Annotated in this window: 17 protein-coding genes; 6 read left to right on the top strand and 11 right to left on the bottom strand. The window is 75.3% G+C overall.

Annotated elements, in window-relative coordinates; all coding sequences use genetic code 11:
* Positions 1-14 precede the first annotated feature (14 nt).
* On the top strand, positions 15-1,139 hold the full coding sequence (locus EV378_RS22185; protein WP_243653700.1) for an MGDG synthase family glycosyltransferase: 1,125 nt from the start codon (positions 15-17) through the stop codon (positions 1,137-1,139).
* Here EV378_RS22185 and EV378_RS22190 read toward each other — a convergent pair.
* The 8 genes from EV378_RS22190 to hpnC form a co-directional block, all read right to left on the bottom strand.
* Positions 1,136-1,825 (bottom strand): VC0807 family protein, encoded by a 690-nt coding sequence (locus EV378_RS22190; RefSeq protein ID WP_132429290.1) that lies wholly within the window; start codon positions 1,823-1,825, stop codon positions 1,136-1,138. The two genes, EV378_RS22185 and EV378_RS22190, sit on opposite strands and share 4 nt — an antisense overlap.
* Before the next feature lie 134 nt (positions 1,826-1,959).
* Positions 1,960-2,964: an adenosyl-hopene transferase HpnH gene (hpnH, locus tag EV378_RS22195; protein ID WP_132429292.1), complete on the bottom strand. Its 1,005-nt coding sequence runs from the start codon at positions 2,962-2,964 to the stop codon at positions 1,960-1,962.
* Positions 2,965-2,966: 2 nt separating this feature from the next.
* Positions 2,967-4,502 (bottom strand): 4-hydroxy-3-methylbut-2-enyl diphosphate reductase, encoded by a 1,536-nt coding sequence (gene ispH / locus EV378_RS22200; RefSeq protein WP_243653701.1) that lies wholly within the window; start codon positions 4,500-4,502, stop codon positions 2,967-2,969.
* Positions 4,499-6,403 (bottom strand): squalene--hopene cyclase, encoded by a 1,905-nt coding sequence (gene shc, locus EV378_RS22205; protein WP_132429294.1) that lies wholly within the window; start codon positions 6,401-6,403, stop codon positions 4,499-4,501. Before shc ends, ispH begins: the two co-directional genes overlap by 4 nt.
* 34 nt (positions 6,404-6,437) lie before the next feature.
* The gene (locus EV378_RS22210) at positions 6,438-7,553 is read right to left on the bottom strand and encodes a polyprenyl synthetase family protein (RefSeq protein WP_243653702.1); all 1,116 of its coding nucleotides are present in this window, start codon (positions 7,551-7,553) and stop codon (positions 6,438-6,440) included.
* Complete coding sequence (hpnE, locus tag EV378_RS35970) at positions 7,550-8,929, bottom strand: hydroxysqualene dehydroxylase HpnE (protein WP_207908827.1); 1,380 nt, start codon at positions 8,927-8,929, stop codon at positions 7,550-7,552. Before hpnE ends, EV378_RS22210 begins: the two co-directional genes overlap by 4 nt.
* On the bottom strand, positions 8,926-9,837 hold the full coding sequence (locus EV378_RS35975) for a phytoene/squalene synthase family protein (RefSeq protein WP_207908828.1): 912 nt from the start codon (positions 9,835-9,837) through the stop codon (positions 8,926-8,928). Before EV378_RS35975 ends, hpnE begins: the two co-directional genes overlap by 4 nt.
* Positions 9,834-10,748 (bottom strand): squalene synthase HpnC, encoded by a 915-nt coding sequence (hpnC, locus tag EV378_RS35980; protein WP_207908829.1) that lies wholly within the window; start codon positions 10,746-10,748, stop codon positions 9,834-9,836. Before hpnC ends, EV378_RS35975 begins: the two co-directional genes overlap by 4 nt.
* A 129-nt stretch (positions 10,749-10,877) precedes the next feature.
* On the opposite strand from hpnC, the gene EV378_RS22220 reads away from it, so the two are divergent.
* Positions 10,878-12,062, top strand: a complete 1,185-nt coding sequence (locus EV378_RS22220) for a PucR family transcriptional regulator (RefSeq protein WP_243653703.1) — start codon at positions 10,878-10,880, stop codon at positions 12,060-12,062.
* Here EV378_RS22220 and EV378_RS22225 read toward each other — a convergent pair whose 3' ends face one another.
* Both EV378_RS22225 and EV378_RS22230 read right to left on the bottom strand, forming a co-directional pair.
* Positions 12,063-12,509: a MaoC family dehydratase gene (locus EV378_RS22225; RefSeq protein ID WP_132429300.1), complete on the bottom strand. Its 447-nt coding sequence runs from the start codon at positions 12,507-12,509 to the stop codon at positions 12,063-12,065.
* A 10-nt stretch (positions 12,510-12,519) separates the two neighbouring features.
* Positions 12,520-13,332 (bottom strand): inositol monophosphatase family protein, encoded by an 813-nt coding sequence (locus EV378_RS22230; RefSeq protein ID WP_243653704.1) that lies wholly within the window; start codon positions 13,330-13,332, stop codon positions 12,520-12,522.
* A 45-nt stretch (positions 13,333-13,377) separates the two neighbouring features.
* Between EV378_RS22230 and EV378_RS22235 the strand changes: the two genes are divergently transcribed.
* Together EV378_RS22235 and EV378_RS22240 are read left to right on the top strand one after the other, a co-directional pair.
* Positions 13,378-14,037 (top strand): response regulator transcription factor, encoded by a 660-nt coding sequence (locus EV378_RS22235; RefSeq protein WP_132429304.1) that lies wholly within the window; start codon positions 13,378-13,380, stop codon positions 14,035-14,037.
* Between the two features lie 7 nt (positions 14,038-14,044).
* Entirely contained in the window at positions 14,045-15,313 is a 1,269-nt protein-coding gene (locus EV378_RS22240; RefSeq protein ID WP_132429306.1) for a sensor histidine kinase, read from the top strand.
* On the opposite strand, the gene EV378_RS22245 is transcribed toward EV378_RS22240, so the two are convergent.
* The gene (locus tag EV378_RS22245; protein ID WP_132429308.1) at positions 15,310-15,819 is read right to left on the bottom strand and encodes a GtrA family protein; all 510 of its coding nucleotides are present in this window, start codon (positions 15,817-15,819) and stop codon (positions 15,310-15,312) included. The genes EV378_RS22240 and EV378_RS22245 overlap by 4 nt on opposite strands.
* Before the next feature lie 129 nt (positions 15,820-15,948).
* On the opposite strand from EV378_RS22245, the gene EV378_RS22250 reads away from it, so the two are divergent.
* Positions 15,949-17,172 (top strand): 5-(carboxyamino)imidazole ribonucleotide synthase, encoded by a 1,224-nt coding sequence (locus EV378_RS22250; RefSeq protein WP_132432535.1) that lies wholly within the window; start codon positions 15,949-15,951, stop codon positions 17,170-17,172.
* Positions 17,169-17,666 carry a 5-(carboxyamino)imidazole ribonucleotide mutase gene (gene purE, locus EV378_RS22255; protein WP_132429310.1) on the top strand — a complete coding sequence of 166 codons (498 nt, stop codon included), beginning with the start codon at positions 17,169-17,171 and terminating at the stop codon, positions 17,664-17,666. The genes EV378_RS22250 and purE overlap by 4 nt, the downstream gene beginning before the upstream one ends.
* Positions 17,667-17,680: the final 14 nt, after the last annotated feature.

A 17,680-nucleotide genomic window follows, 5' to 3' on the forward strand; every position in this document is an offset into this window, starting at 1 on the left:
ACTAGCCTGCGTGCGTGGCCTCATCGGCGCCGCACCGGGTCCTGGTGCTCTCCGCACCGGTCGGTGAGGGGCACGTCGCGGCCGCGCGGGCGCTCGCCGCCCGGATGCGGGCCCGGTGGCCGGACACGCACGTGCGCGAGGTGGAGAGCACCGGTGGTGCCGGTCGCGACCGGCTGCTGGCCGCCGCGTGGGCGACCGTGATGCGGCACGCGCCCGCGCTCTACGGCATCGGCTACGACGCGCTCGTCGGCGCCCCGTGGTTCGCCCGGCTCTGCAAGTCGGTGGCCGGACGGCGGCTCGCCCGCACGCTGGATCCGCTGCTGCGGGCCGAGCGCCCGGACCTGGTCGTGTCCACCTATCCGATGACCACCGGCGGGCTCGCCCGGTTGCGCGGGCGCGGCCGGCTCGACGCGTACACCGTCGCCGTCGTCACCGACGTGGCGGTGCACCCCTTCTGGGTGTGGGCGGACGTCGACGAGACCTGGACGCTGCTCGAGTCCTCCCGCAGGCAGGCCGTCGCCACCGAGCGGGGCGCCGACGTCCGCGTCGCGGCACCGGCCGTCGGGCCGGACGTGCACCGCCGTGACCGGGCCGCCGCCCGTCGCGCGACGGGCCTGGACCCGGACGCGTTCCTGGTGCTGCTCAGCGGCGGGTCGCTGGCGTTCGGCGGCCTGGAGACGCTGGCCGACGCCGTGCTCGACGCCGGTGACGGCGTCGGTGCCGTCGTGCTGTGCGGTCGCGACGAGCGGCTGCGGACCCGGCTGGCTGCCCGCGGGCAGGGCCGGCTGCGCGCACTGGGCTGGACCGACCGGGTTCCGGAGCTCCTCTCGGCCGTGGACCTGACGCTCACCACGGCAGGCGGCATGATCGCCACCGAGTCGCTGGCCGCGGGCACACCGGTGCTGTTCGCCGCACCGGTACCGGGGCACGGACGGGCCGGGGCGCGGATGACGGCGGAGGCCGGGCTCGCGCTCGTGTGCGGGACGACGGACGAGGTGGCCGCCGCCGTGCGCCTGCTGCGCGACGACCGCGACACCCGCGCCGCGCTGGCCGGCGCGGCCGCGGAGTTCGCCGCCCGCGACCCGGACGCCGAGCTGGACGCGCTGGCCGGGCGGATCGCCCTGCGCCGGACCGGCTAGCCGACCCGCACCGGGCGCGGCGCACCGAGGCGAAGCCGGATCCCCTCGCCGGCCAGGGTGCGGTGGAACCACCACAGCGAGAGCCCGATCCCGGCCGCGACGAGCGTGTACGAGCCCGCCGTCGACACCATCAGGAAGTCGCCGACCGTGCGGGTGGCCAGCACCGCGAGCGTCGTGACGCCGTTGAGCAGGAACACCGCAGCCCACAGCAGCGAGACCTGCTTGAAGAAACGTCGGATCCGCGGGTGCCGGGTGAGCGTGTCCGGGAACGCGCAGAAGTCGTCGGCCAGCGTGGCCAGCAGCGGTCGCTCCAGGCCGATCGTGACGAGCAGCATGAGGGCGAACAGGAAGTTCTGGACCGTCGGTTGCAGGAAGTACAGGAACGCGCTCCCGGTCCACAGCCCGACGGCGGTGCGGGCCACCAGCAGCGTCGTGCTCACCGCCAGCACGGCCGGGATCCGGCGGCGCAGCAGCATCCGGCGCCCGATCGCGGCCAGCGACCAGGCGAGCGCGGCGAGCAGGCCCGCGTCGAAACCGATGTGCGTGAGGAACACCCAGAACAGGCCGAGCGGGATCAGCGTCGACTCCAGCAGCGGCTCCGCGGCCCGCCGCAGCATCGCCCCGATCGAGGGCAGCTGGATCGCCTGCCCGGTCGTGCGACGGGGACGGCGGGACGGCAGGTGCATGCGGTGGGGGTACCTCTCCGGCGGCGGTCGGCGCAGGCGGAGTGTAGCGACGCGGGTAACGAGGAGATAACGGCGTCGATGCCCGGTTCGTGGCCGGCGGGACCGCCGGTGCGCCCGTGCCGGCCACCCGACGGTCAGCGACCGGCGGCGGCACGGATGGACTCGCGCAGCGACCCGGTCGTCGCGAACACCGCGGACGGCTCGTAGCCGCAGTGGGCCATGCAGTTCGCGCACCGCGGGTCGTTGCCGCGCCCGTACGCCGACCAGTCCGTCTCCTCCAGCAGCTCCCGGTAGGTGGCCGCGTAGCCGTCGTCGAGCAGGTAGCAGGGCTTCTGCCAGCCCAGCAGCGAGTAGGACGGGATCGCCCACGCGGTGCAGGCCAGGTCGACCTTCCCCTCCAGGAAGTCCAGGAACATCGGGGAGTGGTTGAGCCGCCAGCGCCGACGCCTCCCGCCGCCGAACGCCTTGCGGAACAGCTCGCGGGTCTGCTCGACGCCGAGCCAGTGCTCCTGGTCCGGCGCCTTCTCGTAGGCGAACCCCGGCGAGATCTGCATGTTGTCCACGCCGAGCTCGTCGTTGAGGTAGTCCAGGACGTCGATCACGTCCTGCGGGGTGTCCGTGTCGAAGAACGTGGTGTTCGTGTTGACCCGGAACCCGGCCGCCTTGGCCTCGCGGATCGCGGCGACGGCCTGGTCGAACACGCCCTCCTTGGCCACCGACTCGTCGTGGCGCTCGCGCAGGCCGTCGATGTGCACCATCCAGGCGAAGTTGCGGTGCGGCGTGAAGCGGTGCAGGTGCCTGGGCATCAGCACCGCGTTCGTGCACAGGAAGACGATCTTGCCCAGCGCCAGCAGCCTGCGGACGATCTCGTCGATCTCCTTGTGCATCAACGGCTCGCCCCCGGCGATGGAGACCATCGGGGCGCCGCTCTCGACGATCGCGCCGACGGCCTGCTCGACCGGCATCCGCTGCTTGAGCAGGTGCGCCGGCTGCTGGATCTTGCCGCAGCCCGCGCACGTGAGGTTGCAGGCGAACAGCGGCTCGAGCTCGACGAGCAGCGGGTAGCGCTCGACGCCGCGGAGCTTCTGGGTGAGCAGGTAGGTGCCGAGCCGGATCGACTGCCGCAACGGCATGGCCATGGTCAGATCACTTCCTTGGGGAGTGCGAAGGACACGTCCTCGGTGACTGCGGCGGCCGTGCCGACGGTGACCGGGCCGAGGGCGGACAGGACGGACACGACGTCGTCGACGAGCGAGTCCGGTGCGGAGGCGCCCGCGGTGACGCCGATCCGCCGGGCGCCGCGCAACCAGCGCAGGTCGATCTCCCCGGCGTCGTCGATCAGGTGGGCGGCCGCGCCCTCCCGTGCGGCGACCTCGGCGAGACGGCGCGAGTTCGACGAGTTCGACGAGCCCAGCACGAGCACCAGGTCGGCACCGGACGCGACGGCCCGCACGGCCTGCTGCCGGTTCGTCGTGGCGTAGCAGACGTCCTCGCGACGCGGGCCACCGATCGATCCGAAGCGCCCGCGCAGCACGTCCGTGGTCCGGGCGGCCTCGTCCACGGCGAGCGTGGTCTGCATCGCGTAGGCGACCCGCGCGGGGTCCGGCGGCGCGACCGTCGCGGCCTCGTCCGGGCCGTCGACCACGATCACGTCGTCCGGAGCCTCTCCGACGGTGCCCTCGACCTCCTCGTGGTCGGCGTGCCCGATCAGCAGCACGGTGTCGCCGCGCGCGACGTGCCGTCGCACCTCGGCGTGCACCTTCGCGACCAGCGGGCACGTCGCGTCGATCACCCGCAGGTCGCGGGCGGCCGCCTGCTCGCGCACCGCGGGCGCCACCCCGTGCGCGGCCAGGACGACGACCGCGCCGGGCGGGGCGTCGGAGACCTCGTCGACGAACACGGCGCCGCGGCGGCGCAGGTCCGCGACGACGTGCGCGTTGTGCACGATCTGGCGGCGCACGTAGACCGGCGCGCCGTGGCGCTCCAGCGCCCGCTCGACGGTCTCGACGGCGCGCTCGACGCCGGCGCAGAACGAACGCGGCTCGGCGAGCGTGATCTCCCGGGGTGGGTGGGTGTGGTGCACCGCGTCCAGCCAGGACCGCAGTGCGGGCGCGCTGCGGCGCAGCACGCGCAGGGCGGCGATCCCGCGGGCCACCGTGCCGGGCCGCAGCAACGGCCGGTCCGGCGTGTCCACGACGACCCGCACGACGGCGAGCGGCCCGCCCGCTGCGGCCGCGGCGAGCCACGCCGACTCGGTGTCGACGGCGAGCGCGGCCGGGTCCGCCGCGGCCAGCGCGGCCCGACGAGCACCGTCCACAGGGGACGGGACGCTCAGTACCGGTCCGACGTGGACCCGGAGCCCGAGTGCGCGCAGCGCGGCGGCGAGCGGCGCTGCGCCGGGGACCGGCGTGGTGGACGGGGCGGGGCTCCCGGTGACCCCCGGCCCGCCGCGCACCGCGTCCGCGACGACGACGTCGCCCGGCTCGATCCCGTCGGTGAGCGCACCGGCCAGCCCGGCCACCAGCACCGGGCGGGGACCGTCCGCCCCCACCCGGGCGGCGGTGAGCACGGACCGGACGAACCCGGACCCGGTCCGCCGCGGTGCGACCGGTCCGAGCCGGCCGAGCAGCGCGCGCCGTTCGACGCGCAGCGGGGTCAGCGCCACCGGCGCGGTCACGAGGCGGCCCGCCCGAGGTAGCGCCCGAGCGCGGAGATCGGGAAGACCATCCGGTAGAGGTGGTAGCGGATGTAGAACGCGCCGGGGAATCCGGTGCCGGTGTAGAGCTGCTCGTCCCACGAGCCGTCCGGTCGCTGCGTGTCCACGAGGAAGCCGACGCCGCGGCGGGCCGCGTCCCCGTCCCGCTCGCCCGCGGCGAGCAGGGCCAGCAGCGCCCACGCCGTCTGCGACGGGGTGGAGGTGCCGCGCCCGACCCACGACGGGTCGTCGTAGGAGCGCAGGTCCTCTCCCCAGCCGCCGTCGTCGTTCTGGTGCAGCTCCAGCCAGCGCACCGCGGCCCGGATCGACGGGCCGGACTCCGGCACGCCGGCGGCGATCAGCGCCGGGACGACGCCGCCGGTGCCGTACAGGTGGTTCGCGCCCCAGCGCCCGAACCACGACCCGTCGCGTTCCTGGTGCGCGAGCAGCCAGTCCACGCCGCGCCGGCAGGCGGTGCGGTCGCCGTGCCCCTGGGCGGCGAGCATCTCGACGACGTGCGCGGTCACGTCCGCGGACGGCGGATCGATCACGGCGCCGAAGTCGCAGAACGGCAGCCGGGTGACCAGCGCGCGGGTGTTGTCCGCGTCGAACGCGCCCCACCCGCCGTCGGCGGAGGCCATCCCGGTCGCCCAGTCGACGCCGAGGTCCACGGCGCGGCGCACCCGTGCGGCGTCGGGGTGCGCGACCCGGCCGAGTGCGAGCACCACCTCCGCGGTGTCGTCGGTGTCCGGGTAGCCGTCGTTGTCGAACTCGAACGCCCAGCCGCCGGGCGCCAGGTCCGGGCGGCGCACGGCCCAGTCGCCGCGCACGCCGGTGACCTGCTCGTCGAGCAGCCAGTCGGTGCCGCGCAGCACGGCAGGGTCGTCCGGTGCGGCGCCCGCGTCGAGGAGCGCGGTGACCGCCAGGCAGGTGTCCCACACCGGTGACTGGCAGGCCTCCAGCCGCCGGACCTCGCCGTCCGGGCCGGGCTCGCGGACGAGGAACCGGTCCAGCCCGGCCAACCCGGTCCGGAGCGCCGGGTGGTCCGGCGGGTAGCCGAGCAGGTGCAGCGCCAGCAGCGAGTACACCCACGGTGGCTGGATGCCGCCCCACGACCCGTCGGCCTCCTGCCGGGCGAGGATCCACTCGGCGCCGCGGCGCATCGCGAGCCTGCGCAGCGCCCGCACCGGCCGTCGCGAGTAGCGGTGCAGCACCGTGTCCAGGCGCTCGAACACCCCGGCCCACGTCAGGATCGACGACGGGGGCGGTGCCGGGGAGCCGGAGCGCAGCTCGTCGATCCCGAACGGCAGCGGGCGCACCGGGCGCAGGGTCGCCACGATGGTCAGCGGCACCACGGTCTGGCGTGCCCAGCACGCCCAGTCGTAGACGTTGAGGGGGAACCAGCGCGGCAGGAACACCAGCTCGGGCGGCATGTCCGGCAGGTCGTCCCACGACCAGAGCCCGAACAGCGCCAGCCAGATCCGGGTGAACACCCGGCTGCGCTCCACCCCGCCCCACGCCCTGACGTAGCGCTGGGCGGACCGCATGTGCGGCGCGTCCGGGTGGTCACCGGCCAGCCGCAGCGCGACCCACGCCTCGACCGTCGTGGACAGGTCGGGCGGGCCGCCGGTGAACACCGCCCACGTCCCGTCGGGGCGCTGCCGGGAACGGATCCACCGCGCGGCGGCGGCCGTCTCCTCCCCGGTGCGGATGCCGAGGAACTCGCGCAGCAGCAGGTCCTCGGCGTCCATGGTCACGTTCGTCTCGAGCTCGCCCTGCCAGTACCCGGCCCGGTCCTGCAGACCGCGCAGATGGTCGACGGCGGCGTCCAGCGCCTCGGCGGGGGTGCGGGCGGTGGTGGTCTCGACGGCGCTGAGGGTCATCGGTGCGGGTCCTCTCCGATCGGGGTCGTTGTGGTCAGGACCGGCGGTGCACGAGATGGCGGGCGAGCTCGACGAGGCGGGCGCCGGCGGCGGGTACCGGGCCGGCGTCGTCGAGCGCGCTCTCCGCGAGCCGGACCCGGCGGGCCGCCTCGGCTGCGGCCCACGCGCGTCCCCCACCGGCCTCGACGAGCGCGGCCGCGTGTCGCAGGCCGTCCTCGTCGGGCTCGGTCCGGTCGGCCAGCCACGCGGCCAGCTCCCGGCCCGGCCCGCCGCCGTGCGTGAGCGACCACGTGACCGGCAACGACTTCTTGCGCGAGCGCAGGTCCGAGCGCACCGGCTTGCCGGTGACCGACGGATCGCCCCAGATCCCGAGCAGGTCGTCGACGAGCTGGAACGCCATCCCGATCTCCGACCCGTAGGTCGCGAGCCCTCGCACGAGGCCGTCGGGTGCGCCGGCGAGCACGGCCCCGATCGAGGCGGCGGTGGCCAGCAGCGCGCCGGTCTTGCCGGCGGCCATCGACAGGCACTCGTCGACGCCGACGTCGTCGCGGCGCTCGAACGCCAGGTCGTCGACCTGGCCGCGGATCAGCTCCCGCGTGGTGGCCGCGAGCAGCCGGGTCGCCTCCGGCGCGTGCGGCGAGCCGGACTCGAGCAGCACCTCGGAGGCGAGCGCGAGCAGGGCGTCGCCGGTGAGGACGGCGGCCGCGGCGCCCCAGCGTGCCCACACCGTCGGCCGGTGCCTGCGCTCCGTGTCGCCGTCCATCAGGTCGTCGTGCACGAGCGAGAAGTTGTGCACCAGCTCCACGGCGACCGCCGCGGGCAGCGCGTCCGCGGTGGGCACCGCAGCCGCGGCGGCGGAGAGCTGGGCGAGCGCCGGGCGCAGCGCCTTGCCGGCTCCGCGGCCCGGCGAGCCGTCCAGCTCGGTCAGACCGAGGTGGTAGGCCGACTGCTCGCGGCTGTCCGGGTCGAGCCGGTCCAGCGCCGCGCGCAGCGGCGGGGTGACGGCGCGGCGGCAGAGCTCGAGCACGTCGGACAGTGGCCGTGCGGGGTCGCCGAGCGCCGCGTCCGGGCCGCCGACGGCGGAGGCCACGGAGTCGGCGGAGACGGCGGAGGCGGCGGGCGATGCGGAGCCGGGCAGCGTGGCGGTCACGCGGCCACCCCCGGCCGGGCCGGCACGTCCAGCACGACCTGCGCGGCGGCCGCTCCGCTGCGCACGGCGCCCTCCAGCGTCGCGGGCCATCCGGTGGCGGTCCAGGCCCCGGCGAGCGCGAGCCCGGGCGCGGACGTCACCGGTCCAGGGCGCAGGGACGCGCTGCCGGGCGCCGCGCGGAACGTGGCGTGCGGCTCCCGGGTGACGAAGAAGTCCAGCACGCGCGCGGTGCGCGCGGCCGGGAACAGCGCGGCCAACGCAGGCAGGAAACGCTCCCGCAGCGCGGCCAGCGGCTCGCCGACCAGGTCGTCCGCCGCGGACTGGGACACGGCCAGGTACTGCGCGCCGTCCGGGTGCGACCGCCCGGCTCCGGACGGCCCGGTGCGGTCGAACACCCACTGCACCGGCGACCCGACGGCCGCCGCGAACGGCGTGTCCAGCACCCGCCGGTCGTAGACCACGTGCAGGTTGACGATCGGCACCGAGCCCAGCCGCTCCGCCCACCCCGACGGGAGCCCGACGGCGCCGGCCGGCAGCAGCCGGTCCGCGGCGCCGGGCGGCACCGCGCAGACGATCCGGTCCACGGTCAGCGTCTCCTCTCGCTGCGTCCCCGGGTGGCGGTCCAGGACGTCCACGGCCCAGCCGCCTGCGACCGGGTGCAGCGCCCGCACCCGGGTGCCGGTCCGCACGGCCACGCCCGCCGCGGACAGCGCCCGTCGCGCCGCGACGTCGTGCAGGTCGCCGAGCGGGACCCGCGACCAGCCGATGTCGCCCGCCGCGGCGTCGGCGAGCAGGCCGTCCTGGAACACGGTGGCGGCCAGCGCGAGCGACGCGCCGGACGCGGGCGCGTTCAGCGTCGCGACGCCGACCAGGTCCCACAGCGCCGTGACGGCGGGCTCGCCCTGGCCGTGTGCGCGCAGCCAGCTCGCGAAGCTGCGACGGTCGGTGGCCGGGTCGTCGCGGTCCACACGGCGGAGCGCGAGCGCGGCGGCGGCCACCCGCAGCCGGTCCGGCACGGTCAGCGGGCGGTAGCTCCCGAGCGCGCCGGCGAGGTGCAGCGGTGCGGGCAGGCCGGTGCGGCGCAGCCGGGTCGGCCGGGCGCCGGGGCGGTGCACCGGGATGTCGAGCCGGTCCTGCAGCGTGACGTCGCCGGTCGCGCCGAGCCGGTCCAGCAGCCCGCGGTAGGCCGTGCAGCAGCGCAGGAACACGTGCTGGCCGGTGTCGACGGCGAGCCCGCCGCGCCGGGTGGACCCGGCCAGGCCACCGAGGCGGGGACGCGACTCGAGCAGCAGCACGTCGGCCCCGGCGTCCGCGCAGTGCAGGGCGGCGGTGACCCCGGCGAGCCCGCCGCCGACGACCGCGACCCGCGCCGTCACCGCCGTGCTCCCCGCCCGGCCAGCGCGCGGACCGCGATCCCGACCTTGCGCCGCCCGGACAGCGACACCCTCCGCCCGTACACCGACGACGGGTCGGCGGCGATGTCGTCGAGCAGCCGGGAGTAGATGCCGGACATGGCGACCGCGCAGGCGGCGCTGCGCCGGTCCAGCAGCGGCACGAGCCGCAGCCCGTCGTCGTACCAGCGGCGGGCGCGTGACGCCGCGGACCGGATCAGCTCGTCCAGCCCGCCGCCCGGGTCGGCGAGACGACCGTCCCGGTCCAGCACGAGGTCGACGCCGAACGCGTCCAGCTCGTCGGCGGGCAGGTACACCCGGCCGGCCAGCAGGTCCTCCCGGATGTCGCGCAGGATGTTCGTCTGCTGCAGCGCTATCCCGAGCGCGTCGGCCCAACCGGCGGCGTCCGGATGCGGCCGGGACCCGAACACGCCGAGGCACAGCCGCCCGACGGACCCCGCGACCTGGCGGCAGTAGCCGATCGTGTCGTCGACCGTCCGGTACGGCCGGGCCGGCGCGGTCGGCCCGCCGCTCGCCCGGTCCATCGCCACGTCGGCCTCCACCCCGTCCACGAGCTCGTCGAACGCGTCCAGCGGGATCGGGTGGCGGGCGCACGCGTCGGCCACGGCGGTGAGCACCGGATCGGCCGGATCGGGCGGCTCGCGGAGCGCGGTGCGCACGGCCCTCAGCGCGGTGACCTTGTCCGCGTGCGCGAGCGTGCCGTCGTCGCCGATGTCGTCGATCCGCCGGGCCAGTGCGTACACCGCGGACAGCGCCGCCCGCCTGTCCGGCGGCAGCAGCCGGATGCCGTAGGAGAAGTTGCGCGCCTCGCGGCGGGTGATCGCCTCGCACGCGGCGTAGGCCTCCCGCGGGACGTCGGCGGCCCTGGTCATCGCGAGCCCCCGGCCAGCAGGGCGCCCGGCAGGTGCCGGACGACGTCGGCACGCCGTCGCACCGCCCGGCCGTCGCCGGACAGCACGTCACCGTCCGCCCGGACCAGCGCGTCGGCGGCGGCGCGCCCGCCCGCGACGTACCCGGCCACGGCGACCCGCGCCCAGCCACGCAGCCCGGCCACCGCGACCGCGCCGCCGTCGAGCAACGCGCGGGCCCGGGCCGTCTCGTACCGGAGGAGACCGCGCAGCGCCGGACCGGCCCGGTCCGCATCCAGGTCGGCCTCGGCGACGCCGAACGCGCGCAGGTCCTCTGCGGGCAGATAGGTCCGCCCGCGACGGTGGTCCTCCCCGACGTCGGCGCAGTGCTCGAGCAGCTGCAGCGCGGTGCAGACGGCGTCGCAGTCGCGCAGCAGCTCCGGTCCTGCGGACACGCCGAACAGCGTGAGCACGATCCGCCCGACCGGCTCCGCGGACAGCGCGCAGTAGCCGAGCAGCTCGTCCCACGTCCGGTAGCGGGTGATCCGCTGGTCGGCCACGCCCGCGTCCAGCAGCCGGTCGAACGGTTCGCGGGTCAGCCCGGTGTCCCGTGCGACGGGCGCGAGTGCCGCCAGCACCGGGGCGCGCACCGGGGCTCCGGACCACACGCCGTCGAGATCCGTGCGGAACGCCTCCAGACGCCGGAGCCGCTGCGCGGGCGTCGTCCCTGGGCAGGGTTCGGTCCCGGAACCGCCGACCGGGACCGGCTCGTCGGCGAGGTCGTCGATCACCCGCAGCACGGCGTACACCGCGTGCAGCCGTTCCCGCACCCGCGCCGGGAGCACCCGCATCGCGACCGGGAAGTTCTCCGCACGCTCGGCCCCGAGCAGGCGGTCCTGCTGCGACAGGGGCGGTTCCGTGCGTTCGGCCGGCATGCGGAGGATCCTCCGCTCGTCGCCCGGACGATCTCTGCACCGCTGCGCTCAATTCGGGACGCATCGAATTGTCATTCACCGACAAAGCTGGATCCCGCGGCGGAGAAGGCGTAGTCAAGGAGGGTGACGGTGCACGGCGGCGAGGCGCGGACGTGGGCGGTCGCGCTGGGGTCGCGGCTGCCGGACGTGCTCGACGAGGTCGCGGGGGCGTTGCGGGCGGACTGGCCCGACTACGCCCGCTTCGTCGTCGAGCACCGTGCCGAGGTGGCGGGCGCGGCCGGGCCGGTCGTGGAGCGGCTGCTGCAGCTGCGGGTGGAGGACGCGGGCGAGGACTTCCCCGGCGCGATGGAGCGGGACCTGTTCGAGCAGATCGGCCGCATCCAGTGGCGCGAGGGCCGGGAGATCTCCAGCCTGCTCACCGCGTTCCAGGTCGGGGCCCGCGCGTTCTGGCACCACGTGTCGACGCTCGCCGTGGAGCACGGCGTCGGCGCCAGGGAGCTGGCCGAGCTCGCCGAGGGCGTGTTCCTGTTCGTCGACCGGCTGTCCTCTGCCACCACCCGTGGCTACGTGCGCGAGCAGTCCGAGTCCGGCGCGGCACGGGAACGGGCCCGGGAGGAGCTGGTCGACCTGCTGCTGTCCGACCGGGCGACGATCGCCGCCGTGCACTCCGCGGGTAGCCGGGCCGGCTGGCCTGTGCCCGACGAGGTCGGCATCGTGCTCGTGCAGGACGCCGACTCGCTCGACCGCGGCCTGCTCGGCTGGTTCGACCCGACGTCGCTGCCGGTGCACCGGGACGACCTGACCGGGCTGATCGTGCCGAACCCCTCGCGCGGGGGCAGGCGCCAGCGGCTGGCGACGGCGCTGCGGGGGCTGCGGGCGGTCGTCGGGGCGTCGGTCCCCCCGCAGCTCCTGCCGGCCAGCCTGCGCATCGCCGAGATCGCCGCCCGCCTGCAGCACAACGGCGTGCTGGCCGACGATCCGGTGTTCGCCGACGAGCACCTCGACGCGATCATCGTGCACCGGGACGCGCGGCTGCTGCAGGTGCTGCGGGCCCAGGTGCTGCGCCCGCTGGAGGGCGCGGTCCCGTCGTCGCGGGAACGGCTGGTGGAGACGCTCACGTCCTGGGTCCGGCACATGGGCGACCGGCAGGCGATGGCCGCCGAGCTGCACGTGCACCCGCAGACCGTCCGGTACCGGATGAACCGGTTGCACGAGCTGTTCGGCGACTCGCTCGACACCCCGGACATCCGCGCACGCCTGGCGCTGGCGCTGGCGTGGGGAGCGCCGCTCGATCCCCGGGCGACGACCGGCTGACTACTCCCCGCGCAGCCCGAACATGCCGGTGAACCGGCCCCGCATGACGAGCTCGTCGCCCCGGTGCATGGTCGCCCGCAGCGTCACGACGCCCATCTCCGGGCGCTTGCGGGACACGCGGGCATCGAGGATCTCCATCGCGCAGCGCAGCTCGTCGCCGGCGAACACCGGCGCAGGCCAGTAGATCTCGTCGCCGCCGGGCGAGCCGAGCGCCGTGGAGCGGCACAGCAGCCCGTCGACGTACGCGCGCATCCAGAGCGACGACGTGAACCAGCCGGATGCGGCCAGCCCACCGAAGATCGACTTCTGGGCGGCGTCCTCGTCCAGGTGGAACGGCTGCGGGTCGAACCGGCGAGCGAACGCGACCATCTCGTCGCGGTCGATCACGGTCGTACCCAGGTCGAACACTGTTCCCGGGGTGAGGTCCTCGAAAGCGATCTCCGGCACGGACGTCACGTTAGCCCGGCACGTCGGAGCCCAGCGCGGCCAGGGCGGCGTCGTGCAGCAGGCCGTTGCTGCCGAGCGCGTCCCCTCCGGAGTACGAGCCCGTCCCGTCCAGGGCGGTCAGCCTGCCGCCCGCCTCGGCGAGGACCGCGGCGGGCCCGGCCAGGTCCCACGGGTTCGCGGCCGGTTCCGCGACGAGATCGATCGCACCTTCCGCGACGAGGCAGTACTGCCAGAAGTCGCCGAACGCCCTGGTCTCCCAGCACGCCAGGGACAGGCCCAGCCAGCCGTCCATCCGGCCGGTCTCGCGGAACGTGTTCGGGTTCGTGGTCGACACGTAGGCGTCGGCCAGGTCGGCGACCCCGGACACGCTGATCGCGCGCGGCGCGGCACCCGGCGCGTCGGCCGTCCAGGCCCCGTGGCCGCGGGCCGCCCACCACCGGCGGCCCAGCGCGGGTGCGGTGACCACACCGACCTCCGGCCGACCGTGCACGGTCAGCCCGATCAGCGTCGCCCAGACCGGCACGCCGCGGGAGAAGTTCTTCGTGCCGTCGATCGGGTCGATCACCCAGCCGCGTCCGGCGACGCCGGTCCCGGAGTCGCCGCGCTCCTCGCCGAGCACGGCGTCGTCCGGCCGCTCGCCGCCGAGCGCCGCCCGCAGCGCGTCCTCGGCGGCCGTGTCGGCGTCGGTGACCGGCGTCCTGTCCGGTTTGCGTGTGACACGCAGATCGGCTGCTCGGAAGCGGGGGAGCGTCACGGCGTCGGCGAGGTCGGCCAGCCGCAGTGCGAGCGCCAGGTCGGGCGCGAGATCGTCGGTGGAGTCCACGCCGCAGCAGCATGCCAGTACCCGTCGAGGTCTACGCTCGCTGGCGTGACGACAGTCGTGCTCGCCGAGGACGACTCCGCGATCGCGGAGCCGCTGTCCCGCGCCCTGCAGAGGGAGGGCTACGACGTGCATGTGGTCGGCGACGGGCTCGCCGCACTCGACCACGTGCAGGGAACCCCCGTCGACCTCCTCGTCCTCGATCTCGGGCTGCCCGGGATGGACGGCCTCGAGGTGTGCCGACGGATCCGCGCCGACAACCAGGCCGACCTGCCGGTGCTGATGCTCACCGCGCGCACCGACGAGGTGGACTTCGTCGTCGGCCTGGACGCGGGCGCCGACGACTACGTGTCCAAGCCGTTCCGGCTGGCCGAGCTGCTGGCCAGGGTGCGGGCGCTGCTGCGGCGCCGCACCCAGGACGTCGTCGAGGTCGGTGGCCTGCGGATGGAGCTCTCCGGACGCCGCGTGCTGCTCGACGGCGACGAGGTCACGCTCGCGAACAAGGAGTTCGAGCTGCTGCGGGTGCTGATGCTGCACTCCGGGCAGGTCGTGACGCGCGAGGAGATCCTGCACACGGTGTGGGGCGACGCGGACATGAAGTCGTCGAAGACGCTGGACATGCACATGTCCTGGCTGCGTCGCAAGATCGGCGGCGAGAAGCGGATCGCCACCGTGCGCGGGGTCGGCTTCCGGTACAACCAGGACTGAGTACGGAGTGCGCCGGCGGATCCTGCTCTCCACGCTGCTGGTCGTCGCGATCACGGCGCTGGCGCTCGGCGGGCCGCTGGTCGTCGCGACCTGGCAGCTCGTCGAGGACTTCACCCGGGCCGAGCTGACCCAGCGCCTCGAGCAGCTGACCGAGAGCCTCGAGGACAGCGACGGGCGCGTCCCCGACCCGGCGTCGATCGAGCTGGCGATCCCGGCGAACAGCAGGCTGGTGATCGACCGCGTGGACCAGCCACCGCAGGTGTTCGGCGTGTCCGAGGTGCCGGACCCGGTCGTCGAGTCGCTGCCGTTCGGGCCGGGCGGCACGATCACGCTGGCCCAGCCCCGCTCGGTCATGCGCGGCCAGCAGTCGCAGGTGGTCGCCGTCGTCGCGCTCCTGGTGATCATCTCGGTGACGAGCGGTGCGATCGTCGCGACGCTGACCGCGCGCAGGCTCGCGGAGCCGCTGCGCGACGTGGCGGCCCGCGCCGCGCGGCTCGGTGCCGGGGACTTCCGCCGCGCGCCGGGGCGGCACAACATCGCCGAGCTGGACCGCGTCTCCGAGGTGCTGGACTCGTCGGCGACGGCACTGGCCCAGCTCATGCAGCGCGAGCGGGTGCTCGTCGGGGACGTGTCGCACCAGCTGCGGAGCCGGATCACGGCCCTGCAGTTGCGGCTCGACGAGCTGTCCACCCACCCGGACGAGGACGCCCGCCGCGAGGCCCTGGCCGCGCTGGAGCAGACCGAACGCCTCTCCCAGGTCCTCGACGAGCTGCTGGAGGCCGCCCGCGCCGCGCGGGCCGCGGGCGCGGAGCCGACCGACGTCCGGGAGGCGATGGAGGAGGTCGCCGCCGAGTGGCGGGGCGGGTTCGCGTCGGCGGGCCGCTCGCTGCGCGTCCGGGTGCCGGAGGGAATGCTCGCCCGGGTCACCGCGGCGCGCGTGCGCGAGGCCGTGGGGGCACTCGTCGAGAACGCGCTGCGGCACGGCGACGGGCCGGTGACGATCACCGCCCGGCCCGGCGAGAACGCGCTGCTGCTCGAGGTCAGCGACACCGGGCCCGGCGTGCCGGAGGATCTGGTGCCGCACGTGTTCGAGCGCGGCGTGTCCGCGCAGTCGTCGACCGGGCTGGGGCTCGCGCTGGCCCGCGCGCTCGTCGAGGCCGACGGCGGGCGCCTGGAGCTGTCCCGGGCCCGCCCCCCGACGTTCCGGCTCTACCTCCCCGCCGCCCGGGCCGACGACGTCGTCGGACCCGCGCACCAGGCCAGCGGTCCGCGTTAGGCTGGCGGCACCTGGCGGCGGACGTTCTGGTCCGGGAACACGAACCGGCGGAACGCCCACCAGCGGAACGCCATCCCGACGATCGTGCCCAGGATCTGGCCGGACAGGAAGTCCGCGATCTCCTGCGTCATCAGGCTGACGACCGGCACCTGGAGGTCGAACAGGTAGCGCGACGCGGCCAGCGGCGCCGAGTACATCGCGATGCCCACCCCGCTGATCAGGAAGAACAGCAGGGCCTCGTGCCTGCGCTCCCGTCCGCCGCGGGTGCGGAACGACCACTCGCGGTTCAGCACGTAGCTCACGATCGTCGCCACGAGCACGGCCATGATCTTCGCGGTCAGCGGCTTGGTGTCCAGGACCGTCGTCTTGAGCAGCAGGAACACGGCCGTGTCGATCACCCACGTGATGCCGCCGACGAACCCGAACTTGATCAGCTCGCGGTGCTTGATCGCATAGTCCCGGTACGGCTGCGGGATCCGCGCGAGCGCTGAGTCCACCACCGTCACTCAGAGGATCGTGCCAGACCCGGCCGCCGGGACGCCGGGCACCCGATCGCGCCCGACTAGGCTGCCCGGACTGTGGACACCGTGAACACCGGCCCGCCGCCCGCCCGCGAGCGCGGGGCACCGGACGCGATGCCGGTGGTCGGGATGGTCGGCGGCGGTCAGCTGGCCCGGATGACCCACCAGGCGGCGATCGCGCTGGGCCAGACCCTGCGGGTGTTGGCCGCGTCGCCGCAGGATCCGGCCGCGCGCGTCACACCGGACGTCGTGGCCGGTGACCCGGACGACGTCGAGGCGCTGCGTGAGCTGGCGCGGGGCTGTTCCGCGGTCACGTTCGACCACGAGGGCGTGCCGCAGGACGTGCTGGCGTCGCTCGAGGCCGACGGCGTGCCGCTGCACCCCGCGCCGTCGGCGCAGATCCACGCGCAGGACAAGCTGGTGATGCGACGGCGGCTGTCCGGCCTGGGCCTTCCGGTCCCGCCGTTCACGGAGGTGACCTCGCCGGACGACGTCCGCGGGTTCGGCGCGGAGCACGGCTGGCCGGTGGTCCTCAAGGCCGTCCGTGGCGGCTACGACGGGCGCGGGGTCTGGTTCCTGCACGAGGCCGACGACGCGGTGGTCGCGGACCTGCTGGAGGCCGGCACGCCGCTGATGGCCGAGGGCGCGGTGACGATGCGCCGCGAGCTCGCCGCACAGATCGCCCGGTCCCCGTTCGGGCAGGCCGCCGTGTGGCCGGTGGTCGAGACCGTGCAGGTCGACGGCCAGTGCGCGCGCGTGTTCTCCCCGGCGCCGGGATTGTCGGCCGCGCGGTCCGCCGAGGCGCAGGGGATCGCGCTGCGGGTGGCCGAGGAGCTGGGTGTCACCGGGCTGCTGACGGTCGAGCTGTTCGAGTGCGCCCCGCGGAGCGACAGCGGAGCGGGCATCGACACCGACGGCGAGCTCGTGGTGAACGAGCTGGCCATGCGCCCGCACAACTCCGGGCACTGGACGATCGAGGGCGCCAGGACGTCGCAGTTCGAGCAGCACCTGCGGGCCGTCCTGGACTACCCGCTCGGCTCCACGGCGCCGACCGCCCCGGCCGTGGTGATGGCGAACGTTCTCGGGGCGGCGGAGGCGCCGTCGATGTCCATGGACGAGCGCCTGCACCACTGCATGGCCCGCTTCCCCGGCGCGCGGGTGCACCTCTACGCGAAGGGTGAGCGGCCGAAGCGCAAGATCGGGCACGTGACGGTGCTCGGGGACGACATGGACGAGGTGCGTGAGCGGGCCGAGCTGGCCGCGACGTGGCTCGCCACGGCGGAGTGGACCGACGGCTGGTCGGCGCACCACGGTGATCTGCAGGAGGCCGCGCGATGACCACCCCCCGCGTCGGAGTGATCATGGGCAGTGACTCGGACTGGCCGGTGATGTCGGCCGCGGGAGAAGCGCTCGACGAGTTCGGTGTCGCGTACGAGGTCGGCGTCTACTCCGCGCACCGGACCCCGCAGCGGATGCTCGACTACGCCGGGTCCGCCGCCGACCGTGGCCTGTCCGTGATCGTCGCCGGGGCCGGTGGCGCGGCGCACCTGCCCGGCATGGTCGCGGCCGCGACGCCACTGCCGGTGATCGGCGTCCCGGTGCCGCTGGCGACGCTCGACGGTCTGGACTCGCTGCTGTCGATCGTGCAGATGCCCGCGGGCGTGCCGGTCGCGACGGTCGCCGTCGGCGGTGCCCGCAACGCGGGTCTGCTGGCCGTGCGCGTGCTCGCCGCCACCGAGCCGGACCTGCGGGAACGCATGGTCGCGTTCCAGGCGGAACTGGAGCGGACGGTGCTGGACAAGGACGCCGCGCTGCGCGAGAAGGCACGGTAGAAAATCACCGTGGC

The organism is Pseudonocardia endophytica, assembly GCF_004339565.1.
Taxonomy (GTDB): domain Bacteria; phylum Actinomycetota; class Actinomycetes; order Mycobacteriales; family Pseudonocardiaceae; genus Pseudonocardia; species Pseudonocardia endophytica.